The 12451-nt window shown below is 41.3% G+C and carries 10 protein-coding genes and 2 rRNA genes; 11 read left to right on the top strand and 1 reads right to left on the bottom strand.

Features of this window, described 5'->3' with window-relative positions; translation table 11 throughout:
• The 7 genes from NFU46_RS00005 to ihfA all read left to right on the top strand — a co-directional run.
• A 23S ribosomal RNA gene (locus NFU46_RS00005) occupies positions 1-132 on the top strand; the annotation flags it as partial.
• 124 nt (positions 133-256) lie between these two features.
• Positions 257-371 (top strand): 5S ribosomal RNA (rrf, locus tag NFU46_RS00010).
• A 466-nt stretch (positions 372-837) separates the two neighbouring features.
• Positions 838-1893 carry a DUF2066 domain-containing protein gene (locus NFU46_RS00015; RefSeq protein ID WP_062565108.1) on the top strand — a complete coding sequence of 352 codons (1056 nt, stop codon included), beginning with the start codon at positions 838-840 and terminating at the stop codon, positions 1891-1893.
• Positions 1893-2603, top strand: coding sequence for a DnaA regulatory inactivator Hda (gene hda, locus NFU46_RS00020; RefSeq protein WP_171037157.1), 711 nt, complete (start codon positions 1893-1895; stop codon positions 2601-2603). Before NFU46_RS00015 ends, hda begins: the two co-directional genes overlap by 1 nt.
• Positions 2604-2680: 77 nt before the next feature.
• The gene (gene pheS, locus NFU46_RS00025; RefSeq protein ID WP_054552893.1) at positions 2681-3661 is read left to right on the top strand and encodes a phenylalanine--tRNA ligase subunit alpha; all 981 of its coding nucleotides are present in this window, start codon (positions 2681-2683) and stop codon (positions 3659-3661) included.
• A gap of 15 nt (positions 3662-3676) precedes the next feature.
• The gene (gene pheT, locus NFU46_RS00030; RefSeq protein WP_251598608.1) at positions 3677-6064 is read left to right on the top strand and encodes a phenylalanine--tRNA ligase subunit beta; all 2388 of its coding nucleotides are present in this window, start codon (positions 3677-3679) and stop codon (positions 6062-6064) included.
• A 2-nt stretch (positions 6065-6066) separates the two neighbouring features.
• On the top strand, positions 6067-6366 hold the full coding sequence (gene ihfA, locus NFU46_RS00035; RefSeq protein ID WP_002960690.1) for an integration host factor subunit alpha: 300 nt from the start codon (positions 6067-6069) through the stop codon (positions 6364-6366).
• Between the two features lie 63 nt (positions 6367-6429).
• On the opposite strand, the gene NFU46_RS00040 is transcribed toward ihfA, so the two are convergent.
• Positions 6430-7236 (bottom strand): DUF2989 domain-containing protein, encoded by an 807-nt coding sequence (locus tag NFU46_RS00040; protein WP_055021158.1) that lies wholly within the window; start codon positions 7234-7236, stop codon positions 6430-6432.
• 174 nt (positions 7237-7410) lie between these two features.
• On the opposite strand from NFU46_RS00040, the gene NFU46_RS00045 reads away from it, so the two are divergent.
• The 4 genes from NFU46_RS00045 (at position 7411) to NFU46_RS00060 (ending at position 12450) form a co-directional block, all read left to right on the top strand.
• Positions 7411-8853, top strand: a complete 1443-nt coding sequence (locus tag NFU46_RS00045) for a glyceraldehyde-3-phosphate dehydrogenase (protein WP_054561210.1) — start codon at positions 7411-7413, stop codon at positions 8851-8853.
• 202 nt (positions 8854-9055) lie between these two features.
• Positions 9056-10183 carry a carboxypeptidase family protein gene (locus NFU46_RS00050; protein ID WP_175080759.1) on the top strand — a complete coding sequence of 376 codons (1128 nt, stop codon included), beginning with the start codon at positions 9056-9058 and terminating at the stop codon, positions 10181-10183.
• A gap of 286 nt (positions 10184-10469) precedes the next feature.
• The gene (locus NFU46_RS00055) at positions 10470-11972 is read left to right on the top strand and encodes a sodium:alanine symporter family protein (protein ID WP_251598610.1); all 1503 of its coding nucleotides are present in this window, start codon (positions 10470-10472) and stop codon (positions 11970-11972) included.
• Between the two features lie 151 nt (positions 11973-12123).
• Positions 12124-12450, top strand: coding sequence for a hypothetical protein (locus NFU46_RS00060; RefSeq protein WP_054553080.1), 327 nt, complete (start codon positions 12124-12126; stop codon positions 12448-12450).
• Position 12451: the final 1 nt, after the last annotated feature.

A 12451-nucleotide genomic window follows, 5' to 3' on the forward strand; every position in this document is an offset into this window, starting at 1 on the left:
TCGAGATGAGTTCTCACTAGACTTTTAAAGTCTCTGAAGGGCCGTTGAAGACTACAACGTTGATAGGCAGGATGTGGAAGTGGTGTGAGCCATTAAGCTAACCTGTACTAATTACCCGTGAGGCTTAACCATACAACGCCAAACGCGTTTTATGACAGCGTAACGAACAGAAGTTAAGATACTAAAGTAGACATTTACTTGATATCAGAATTCCGAATTTTAGTTAATTGCAAAAGCGATTAACGAACCAAATTTGCTTGGTGACAATAGCGTTTTGGACCCACCTGACCCCATGCCGAACTCAGTAGTGAAACGAAACAGCGCCGATGATAGTGTAGCAGCTGCTATGTGAAAGTAGGTCATCGCCAGGCTCCAAATTAAAGAAAGCCCGATTCGAAAGAGTCGGGCTTTTTGCGTTTTGAGCTATCCACACAACGTGCCCTATTTATTCTTGAGGTAGGTTGGGTAGAGCGAAGCGAAACCCAACATAATCCATGTGACCCTCTTCATAACCCATGATTAAAACTTCTTAAAAATGTCCACTAGTCTAACAGGTTAGCGATCTCTAAAACGGCTTATTTCACCTTGCGCTAATTCGTCTTTTATTAATGAGCTTTACCTCTTCATTGTGCATGACGAATTACCACACTGTTGGGTTTCGCTCCGCTCTACCCAACCTACGCCAGACCCTCAAACTTTACTCTTGCAACTTTCCCTTTGCTAACTCCCAACTTGTAACTCACGAACTCGCTCAGCTACCGTTCATTAAATTAACTTTGCTTTGTTTATGGCTTTGATTTAGGATCAAATCAGTTTAAAAGCAAGAACTAATGGCCTGTGTCTAGATTACTTATTTGTTTATTATTATTATTTTCGAGTGCTTCAACTTTCGCTGTTGAGGTGACTAATTTATATCAAGATACTCTTAAAGTTGCAGACAAATCACGTGATGCTCGTTTGGCTGCAAGCCGTGAGGCGCTGCTAAATGTGCTGGTGAAAGTGAGTGGTGATACAAGCGCAGATCAAAACCCTGTTGCTAAACAGCGCACGCGCGACATTTCAGATTACATGCTCAAATTCGAATATGACGAAAAAGCTGATGGCAGTTTAAATCTGGTTGTTAAATTTGAAGCCAATAAGATTAATGCATTAATCAAAGATCTAGGCTTGCCATTGTGGGGCACGCGTCGTCCTTTAGTGGCTATCTGGTTAGGCATTGAAGATAACTGGCGCCGTGAACTGGTTACCCAAGAGTCTTATCCGCAGCTTGAGCAGCTTATATACGACAAAGCAGGTCGTCGTGGTTTACCTGTGGTTGTGCCATTACTTGATTTACAAGACCGCGCTATTGTTGGTATCCCAGAAGTGTGGGGTAATTTCTCTGAGCCAGTAGAGCGTGCATCGAGTCGTTATAGTGCAGAGCGCAGTATTACTGCAAGAATGTACCAACAAGCTGATTCAGAAACCTGGATCCTAGATTGGCGTTTTACTAATGCAGAATTATTTGATACCAATCGTTTGATGGGTGATAAGCAGCAAATTGTTGCAGATATGATTGACAGTTTAGCGGGTGGTTTAGCAGCAGAATATGCCATTGATCCAACAATGATTGGCCAACTTGCGACAGCAACCTTCTATCTTAAAGGTATTAATAACTTTGTTGATATTGAATTTGCTAAACGCCGTTTAGAGAGCTTAAGTGTTGTTACTCGCGCTGTGATATCTGTACGTACGCCTGATACCGTACAATTTATAGTTAATCACACTGGCAGCATGAATGATTTTAGAAAAGCGTTAGAACTTGATAGTGCCTTTAAAGCGTATCAGGACCCGCGTGATTTTTATCAAGTGGTCAATAAAGATGAGCTTGAATATCAGTGGCAGGGGCTTTAATCGAAGTGCAAGAACCAATGCAAATGGCATTGCCAGTTACTTTGCCTGATGATGAAACATTTACTTCTTATTTTGGTGGCGAGAACTCGCTTGAAGTGAGTCACCTTAAAGATGCGTTCACAAAGCTCAGTAATAAATTTCAATATACCTACTTATGCGGTTTAGGTGATTCAGGTAAATCCCACCTATTGTACGCGACCTGTATTCATGCCCAAGAGCGCGGTTTATCAACCATGTTACTTTCAATGCGTGAAGTGATTGATTATGGTCCTGTTGTGCTTGAAGGTCTGGAAAATCTTGATGTGTTATGTATCGATGACGTGCACTTAGTGGCAGGCAACGATGCATGGGAGAAAGGATTATTTAACTTTTTTAATCGCTTTAATGAGCCGGGTAAATACCTTGTGGTCACAGCTGATTTATTACCTGACATGCTGCATATCAATCTTCCTGATTTAGTATCGCGTTTGAAATGGGGCACAACATTACAAATTCGCTCAATGAGCGATGATGATAAAGCGGAAGCCCTCGTACGCCGTGCTCATATGCGCGGCCTTGAACTAACTGATGAATGTGCGCGCTTTTTATTAACGCGATTAAGCCGCGATATGCGTGCATTATTAGACGTTTTAGACAAACTTGACCATGCCTCAATGGCTGCACAAAGAAAATTAACAATTCCTTTTATAAAATCAACGTTAAAGCTTTAGTAGGGCTAGAATCTAGTCCTTGCTTTCAGTTATCATTAGCTATTACAAAAATCCTTCTGTGAAAGACCAGGTACTCAATGAACTTAGAAAATATTTTAGCGCAAGCACTTGAGGCAGTTGCCAGTGCGAATGAAATCGCGCAACTAGAAGATATCAGGGTTAATTACCTTGGTAAAAAAGGTGAAATCACCAGCTTACTTAAAACGCTAGGCAAGATTGCCCCTGAAGAGCGTAAAGAAGCGGGTCAAGTGATTAACCAAGCAAAACAAGAAGTACAAACAGCCATTAACGAAAAGCGTGAGTTACTAGCAAGTAAGGCTCTTGAAGAGAAACTAGCTGCAGAAACGATCGACGTAACTTTACCGGGTCGTGTTATGCCAACAGGTGGCTTACACCCAGTAACTCGTACTATTGAACGTATTGAAAGCTTTTTTGGTGAGTTAGGTTTTGCGGTTAAATCAGGTCCTGAAGTTGAAGATGATTTTCATAACTTCGATGCGCTAAATATTCCTGAGCACCACCCAGCGCGAGCTGATCACGATACTTTCTATTTCAACCCTAAGCTTGTGTTACGTACACAAACTAGTGGCGTACAAATCCGTACTATGGAAACTGAGCAGCCACCACTACGTATCATTTCACCAGGTCGTGTTTATCGTAACGATTATGACCAAACACACACGCCAATGTTCCACCAAGTGGAAGGCTTAATGGTTGATACAGATGTAAGCTTCACTGAGTTAAAAGGTATTCTGCACGACTTCTTACGTAACTTCTTTGAAGAAGATATGGAAATTCGTTTCCGTCCTTCTTACTTCCCATTTACTGAACCATCAGCTGAGGTTGATGTTATGGGTAAAAACGGCAAGTGGTTAGAGGTATTAGGCTGTGGCATGGTTCACCCTAACGTTCTTAAATCAGTGGGTATTGATCCAGAAAAATACACAGGCTTCGCATTCGGTATGGGTGTAGAGCGCTTGACTATGTTGCGTTACGGCGTAAACGACTTACGTGCATTTTTCGAAAACGATTTAAAATTCCTAAACCAGTTCCGTTAAGAGTGAAGATATAAAATGAAATTTAGTGAAAAGTGGTTAAGAGAGTGGGTTAACCCAGCAATCGACACACAGGCTCTTTCGGAACAGTTATCAATGGCTGGTCTAGAAGTTGACGGTGTTGAGCCTGCAGCAGCAGAGTTCACAGGCGTTGTTGTTGGTGAAGTGGTTGAGTGTGGTCAACACCCTGATGCTGATAAATTACGTGTAACTAAAGTAAACGTAGGTGGTGATGAGCTACTTGATATCGTGTGTGGTGCACCTAACTGTCGTCAAGGTTTAAAAGTAGCTGTTGCGACAGTTGGCGCTGTATTACCTGGCGACTTCAAAATTAAAAAAGCCAAACTTCGTGGTCAACCTTCACACGGTATGCTGTGCGCATTCGTTGAGTTAGGTATCAGCGAAGAAGGTGATGGCATCATGGAATTACCAAGTGATGCACCAATCGGTACTGATTTACGTGAGTACTTAAGCCTAGACGACAACATTATTGATGTTGACTTAACACCTAACCGTGGTGATTGCCTAGGTATTAAAGGTCTAGCGCGTGAAGTAGGCGTACTTAACAGTGTTGATGTAAACACACTTGAAATCGCACCAGTTGCTGCAACGATTGATGATAAAGTATCTATTGAGCTTGTGAATGATGAAGCGTGTCCTCGTTATTTAGGTCGTGTAATTAAAGGTATTAACCTTGATGCAGAAACACCACTTTGGATGGTAGAAAAACTGCGTCGCAGTGGTATTCGCTCAATTGACCCTGTTGTTGATGTAACAAACTACGTGTTATTAGAGCTAGGTCACCCAATGCACGCATTTGATCTAAACGCGATTGAAGGTGGTATTAAAGTACGTAGCGCAAATGCGGGTGAAGAGTTAGTTCTGTTAGATGGCAACACAGCTAAACTAAACGAATCTACGCTTGTTATTGCTGATCACAATAAAGCGCTTGCTATTGCAGGTATTTTTGGTGGTGAAAAATCAGGTGTAACTGAAGCAACATCAGATATTTTATTAGAAAGTGCGTTCTTTAACCCTGTCGCTATTGCTGGTCAAGCACGTAGCTACGGTTTACACACTGATGCGTCACACCGTTACGAGCGTGGTGTCGATTTTGCACTGCAAAAAGATGCAATGGAACGTGCGACAGCATTACTTCTTGAGATTGTTGGCGGTGAAGCAGGCCCTGTTGTTGAAGCTGTCGCAAATGACAAATTACCAAAAGTAACAGAAGTACGTTTACGTCGAGAGCGTTTAGACCGTGTAATTGGCCACCACATTGATGATGCAAAAGTAACTGACATCCTAACGCGTTTAGGCTTAGACGTGAAAATTGTTGATGGTGTATGGAGTGCTGACGTACCAAGCTATCGCTTTGATATTCGTATCGAAGAAGATTTAATTGAAGAAGTTGCGCGTGTTTACGGCTATAACAGTATTCCTAACGTTGCACCAACTGCTAAATTAAAAATGACTAACCATGACGAGTCTCATGTTGCGGTCACTAAATTCCGCAATACGCTTGTAACTCGTGGTTACCAAGAAGCAATTACGTACAGCTTTGTTGATCCAAAAGCACAAGCAATTTTACACCCGCAAAGTGATGCGCTTGTATTACCACACCCAATTTCTACTGAAATGTCAGCAATGCGTGTTAGCTTAATGCCGGGTTTATTAGCGTCATTAGTTTATAATCAAAACCGTCAGCAACCACGTGTACGTTTATTTGAGCACGGCTTAAAATTCTTACGTGACGAAAATGCTGAAAACGGTGTAAACCAAGTGGCTGTCATTGGTGGTGTAACCTCTGGTCTTGCACACGGTGAACATTGGGTTCAAGAAAAGCGTAGCGTTGATTTCTATGACTTAAAAGGTGATGTTGAAGCACTTTTAGCAATTAGTAACGATTCATCACGTTTTGAGATAAAAGCAGAGCAGTCTGATGGCTTACATCCAGGCCAATCAGCCGTTATTTATGTTGATGGTAAAAAAGTAGGTTTCTTTGGTGCAGTGCACCCACAAGTGCAAAAGTCACTAGATATCAACAACACAGCATTTGTGTTTGAAATCGAAATGTCTGCACTAGAAAAAAGAAAATTACCAGAAGCAGTGGCAGTGTCGAAATTCCCGTCAAACCGCCGTGATATCGCGATTTTAGTGGAAGATCACGTAAAATCTGGCGATATTTTAAATGTCATAGAAAAAGTTGGCGGAAATCAATTGGTTGACCTAAACTTATTCGATGTGTATAAGGGCAAAGGTATTGAGCCAAATTATAAGAGTTTGGCGATTGCTCTAACACTGCAAGCGGTTGATAGAACGCTCGAAGAGAAAGATATCAATCAAGTAGTTGATAATGTGGTGGCCGCACTGGCCGAACAATTTAACGCATCGTTGAGGGACTAGATATGGCGCTTACTAAAGCCGACATAGCTGAACACCTATTTGAAAAACTCGGGATCAATAAAAAAGATGCCAAAGATTTAGTTGAAGCGTTTTTTGAAGAAATCCGCTCAGCGCTAGAAAAAGGCGAGCAGGTTAAGCTCTCTGGATTTGGTAACTTTGATCTTCGAGATAAGAAAGAACGTCCAGGCCGCAATCCGAAAACAGGTGAAGATATTCCTATTTCGGCGCGCCGAGTTGTGACTTTTAGACCAGGTCAAAAGCTAAAAACTCGTGTAGAAGTTGGTACAAGCAAAGCAAAATAAGAAAAGGCAGCGTTAGCTGCCTTTTTTATTTGTTTAAGCATTTTACTTGCGAGTTATTAAAACCTAAAACCCGCGTGGTGATACGAAGCTTCCTTCTTGGATACTGTCGTAGGTTTTTTGTGCTAAATCATCTAAGCTGTCTAGGCTTTTGCCTGCGGCAGCGAGTTGATGCTCAATAGGTAAAATATCGACATCTTCATACCCTGATAATTGTGCTACACGTGCAAAGGTGTAGGCATGCTTATACTTTTCATGTTTGTAGAATAAGCTCACAAGAGTAGGGTAGATCTCAGGGTTGGGTGCTTCACCTGCTTTATTTAGCTCTAGCGTTTTGTAGAGCAAATCAATGGTTTTTTCATCATCAAACTTCACGTAGTAGCTTGCCAAGAAAAACTGCATTTCGGCATCTTCAGTCACCCGTTTATCTTGCTTTTCTTCCAGGGCGAGCAATTTAGTTAACGCAGATTGGTCGTTATTACGCGACCAATGGTAATACAATAAACCTGGGTGGTCAGTATTTTTGGTATCTTGAAAAATTCGAGTCATTTCTTTGATGCTTGTTAAATGACCTTCAACACGAGACGTGGTTTTTTCTTTTAGTTTTATGTGCTCAATCTTGGCGGCAAGCGACACACATTGATCGTATTTCTCAAAATCCTTTAATAATTGGTATTTGTTTTCGTCTGTTGGTGACTTATATTCAACATAACGTTGAATGATGACCTCGGCACGTTGCTCTTTGCAGTGACTATCTTTATTTAAATCACTGCAGAAGCCAGGTGTTTCGTCGCACACTTTCGCTAGTGTAAGCGGATCTTCACAGCCTGCTAATGCCAATAAACCAAGCAACACGCTTGCTCTTAATAACATTCCTTAACCTCTACTTAATTTGTACTACTTTATTCTAGCGCAATGATTTGTTCTGTAACAGTGGAGAATCGTTCGAGTTTAAATTAGAATACCCCTGCCTGAGATGTGTTGCTCTCAAATCACAACACATTTTTTAAGGCTATCCGTTCAAAATTGTTTAATTAGGTAAAAAAAATGACCTCATCTCACGAGTTAGAATACACAAGCAGCTGGCAAGAACGTCAAGATTACGCAGAAAGTATGCAACCTATTATTGGTAGACTTTACCGTAATCGTGGTATCGAAATCGCTGTATATGGCCGTCCTCTCGTTAATGCCAGTACAATCGATATCATCAAAGCACACAAAACAGTTGCTCAGTTTGAAGGTACAAAACTACGTTTACGTGAAAGCTTCCCTTTCTTAGAAGCAATTAGCAAAATGGACTTAAACTCAGCACGTATCGATATTGGTAAACTAGCGTATGGTTATTTATTTAACGATGCTGCGAAAGGTCGCTCAGTTGAAGAATACTTAACTGACGAACTAGCAGAAATCGCAAACTCAGAGCGCAAAGAGCCACGTGATGTTGTGTTATACGGTTTCGGTCGTATCGGTCGTTTATTAGCTCGTCTATTAATCGAAAAGTCAGGTCCTTATGCAGACCTACGTTTACGTGCAATCGTTGTACGTGGCGGTAAAGACGGCGACTTAGAAAAGCGTGCAAGCTTACTTCGCCGTGACTCTATCCACGGCCCATTCAATGGCTCAATCACAATTGATAAAGAGCGCAATGCAATTAAAGCTAACGGTAGCTACATTCAAGTTATCTATGCTAACTCTCCTAGCGAAGTTGATTACACAGCTTACGGCATCGAGAATGCACTTGTTGTTGATAACACAGGTATCTGGAAAGACGAAGCAGGCCTTGGCCAGCACTTAGAAGCAAAAGGCGCAGCAAAAGTATTATTAACTGCACCAGCTAAAGGCAACATCAAAAACATCGTATACGGTGTAAACAACCAAGATATCAAATCTGAAGATAAGATTGTGTGTGCAGCAAGCTGTACAACCAATGCTATTACCCCTACGTTAAAAGCACTTAACGATAAGTTTGGTATCAAAAACGGTCACGTTGAAACAGTTCACTCGTACACAAATGACCAAAACTTAATTGATAACTACCACAAAGCTGAGCGTCGTGGCCGTGCTGCTGCACTTAACATGGTTATCACTTCAACAGGTGCTGCAAAAGCGGTTTCTAAAGCTTTACCTGAGCTTGAAGGTAAACTAACTGGTAACGCTATCCGTGTTCCTACGCCAAACGTATCAATGGCTATCTTGAACTTAAATCTTGAAAAAGGTACAACTGTTGAAGAACTAAATGCGTTCTTACGTGAAACAGCACTTCATTCAGACCTTCGTGATCAAATCGATTACACTGCGTCTACTGAAATCGTATCGACTGACTTAGTAGGTAGCCGTTACGCAGGTGTTGTTGATTCACAAGCGACAATCGTAGATGACAACCGCGTTGTACTTTACGTTTGGTACGATAATGAGTTTGGTTATAGCTGTCAGGTAGTACGCTGTATGCGTGATATGGCTGAAGTAACTTTCCCAAGCTTACCTCGCTAATACCTAAGTTACAAAGAATCTAGAAGCCAGCATTATGCTGGCTTTTTTAGTCGTGAAAGTTTTTGCAAATTTTCAGCATGTGATAGGCTGTTAAGGGTCTACACCATATTACTAACAAAACGTTCTAACTACAGAGCGTTGACTTAATTCTTAACTAACAAGCGAATAGCTAAGAATTATTTTTAACCAATAGGTTTATAGAATGAAAATCACCAGCAATTTTGACAGTGGTAATATCAAGGTTATTGAAGCCGTTGATCCACTGAATATTCAATTAGAAATCAATAAAGACAATCAGTCTGATTTTTTCCAGTGGTTTCACTTTCGTCTTGAAACAACTGCGTTTCAAAACCATAAATTACACATTAATAACCTAGAGAACTCAGCATACCCTGATGGCTGGGAAGGTTATCATGCGGTTGCATCATACGACCGTCAAACTTGGTTCCGTGTACCATCTGAGTACGCAAACGGCACGCTATCATTCGAAGTTGAGCCTGAGTGTAGCAGCATGTACTTTGCTTACTTTGCGCCATACAGCTATGACCGCCACTTAGATTTACTAGCATGGGCACAAAGCCAGCATGCTTGTGAAATAGAAACATTAGGCGAAACCCTTGATGGCCGTGACATGAGTGTTTTACGTGTGGGTATTCCTAGCAGTGAGAAGAAAAAAATCTGGATCACGGCGCGCCAGCACCCAGGCGAAACTATGGCTGAGTGGTACGTTGAAGGTTTACTTCATAAATTACTTGATGATGAAGACCCGCATGCAGCGGCACTATTATCTAAAGCGGTATTCTACATCGTGCCAAATATGAACCCAGATGGCAGTGTGCGTGGTCACCTACGTACTAACGCAAAAGGCGTTAACTTGAACCGTGAATGGCAAACACCTAGCATGGAAAATAGCCCTGAAGTTTTCTTAGTGCTTAACAAAATGCGCGAAACGGGCCTTGATATGCATTTAGATATTCATGGTGACGAAGCAATTCCTTATAACTTTGTTGCGGGTAGTGAAGGTATCCCTGGCTACGATGATCGCTTAAAAGAGTTAGAAGATAGCTTTAAAGCTGCGCTTTTAACTGTGACGCCTGAGTTCCAAGACGAACATGGCTATCCAAAAGATGAGCCGGGCCAGGCTAATCTAACTGTCGGTTCTTCTGCTGTAGCGCATGAATTTAATGCATTAGCGTATACGGTAGAGATGCCATTTAAAGATAACGATGACTTACCAGATCCAGATTACGGTTGGTCAGATCGTCGCTCGTATCAATTTGGTCAAGATACGTTAGCGGCTATCGTTAACGTAGTTGATAAATTAAGATAACTCACCTTACGGGCATCAGCAAAACTGATGCCCGTAATTGTATCTGGGAGTAAATAAACCAATCGGTGGAGTGCAGGATTTATAACGTGGTAATTTTGTAGGGACATTTGTCATATTGAAAATTAACTGTTAACAAACTTGGTTGGTTTAAGTTAATATCCAGTGTGTTCAGCTGTGAAGTAACAAAATCTCACTTTTATTTCTCACAGTCATCGTGACGCATTCTCACAAGCTTACGCTGAGTATCGTAGCGAAAATAAAAAATATAAATATAGAGGATATATCCATGGAAGCTTTAGTAAGCGCCGTTAACGACATAATTTGGAGTAGTGCGCTCATTTATTTATGTCTAGGTGCAGGTCTGTTTTATTCTATTTTAACCCGGTTCGCACAAGTCAGACATTTTAAAGAAATGTGTAAGTTATTGCTTAGCTCTAATAATTCAGATACGGGTATTTCTTCGTTCCAAGCACTTGCTGTATCGTTATCAGGGCGTGTAGGTGTCGGTAATATTGCCGGTGTTGCTGCTGCAATCGGCTTTGGTGGCCCAGGTGCGATTTTCTGGATGTGGATAGTTGCGTTCCTTGGCGCAAGTACTGCGTATGCAGAGTCAACACTTGGTCAAATTTATAAATCAGAAGAAGACGGCCAATATCGCGGTGGCCCAGCATATTACTTCGACCGCTGCTTACAGCAAAAGTGGTTAGCCGTATTATTTGCAGTATCGGCGATTATTGCTTGTGGTGTGTTCCTTCCGGGCGTTCAAGCGAATGCGGTAGGTAATGCATTCACACAAGTTTTTGGTGAAGGCACATTGGTTAGCACCAGCTTTGGTGAAGTAGGTAGCTTTAAGCTAGTTGCGCTTGCAATCATCTTAATTGTGCTTGCATTTATCATCTTTGGTGGCATTAAACGTATTGCAAACTTCACACAAATCGTGGTGCCATTTATGGCGCTAGGTTACATCGTGTTAGCTTTAATCGTGGTGTTCTTAAACCTAGATAAAGTGCCAGGTATCTTCTCAATGATCTTATCTGATGCATTTACCGCGCAAGCAGGCTTTGGTGCTGCTATTGGTTGGGGTGTTAAACGTGGTATTTACTCAAACGAAGCAGGTCAAGGTACGGGTCCACATGCAGCATCAGCTGCTGAAGTTGATCACCCAGCTCAACAAGGCTTAGTGCAAGCATTTTCTGTTTATGTTGATACCATTTTTGTTTGTACAGCAACGGCGCTAATGATTCTAATCACTAAACAATACAACATTGTGGGGGAGTTACCTGCAGGTCAATTCATTGTGCAAAACGTTGATGCGGCAACAGAAGTAGGCTCTGCAGCTTTCACACAAATGGCATTATTTAGCGTATTTGGTGGCTTTGGTGAAGCATTCGTTGGTATTGCTTTATTCTTCTTCGCATTTACCACAATTCTTGCTTATTACTATATTGCTGAAACGAACGTTGCTTACTTAAACCGTTATTTCAAAGGCAATATTCCACTGGTTATTGTAAAGGTTGTCATCATGTTTATGGTGGCTTACGGTATGGTAAATAGCTCTGGTTACATCTGGAATATTGGTGATATTGGCGTTGGCTTAATGGCCTGGATCAACATTGTCGGTATTTTGGCTATTTTCTTTGTCGCAAAACCTGCTCTTAACTGCTTACGTGATTACGAAGATCAAAAGAAAGCCGGTGGCGAAATCACTTTTGATCCAGTTAAATTAGGCATTAAAAATGCGACTTTCTGGGAAAAGCGTTTAGCTGAAAAGGCGAAACAGAAACAATAAATCAGGTTTTTGAGTTTTTGTAGTGAATTTAGTTGTGCAGGTTTTCGAATCTTCACAAATGAATGAAATTCAAATAAGACATCGACTCATAAAACAAGTACAATAAAGGGCGCCTAAAGGCGCCTTTTTTATGCGTAGTATGGAGAAAGATATGGCGATTATTAGTTGCCCGCAGTGTGCAAAATCAATATCTGACAAACATAAGCAATGCCCGCATTGTGAATGCCAAGTCACCGATCTAAGCAATGAGCAATTGCAGCAAATGCAAAAAGAAACGCGCATTCGTAGACAACAAAAGTTTATGAATCAGTCTTTCCTCGCACTGATTTTATTTTTAGGGGGCTTTTTCTGTTATTACTTTATGCACCCCGAAGCAAAGTCTCTTGAGTGGTATGCCTATACATCGGCAATGGCAGTAGGTTTTGTGTGGTATCTTGTAAGCCGCATCTATTTAGTTGTTTTAAAAAAGAAAAAGTAAC

The sequence above is a fragment of the Pseudoalteromonas sp. NCCP-2140 genome (genome assembly GCF_023708065.1).
Taxonomy (GTDB): domain Bacteria; phylum Pseudomonadota; class Gammaproteobacteria; order Enterobacterales; family Alteromonadaceae; genus Pseudoalteromonas.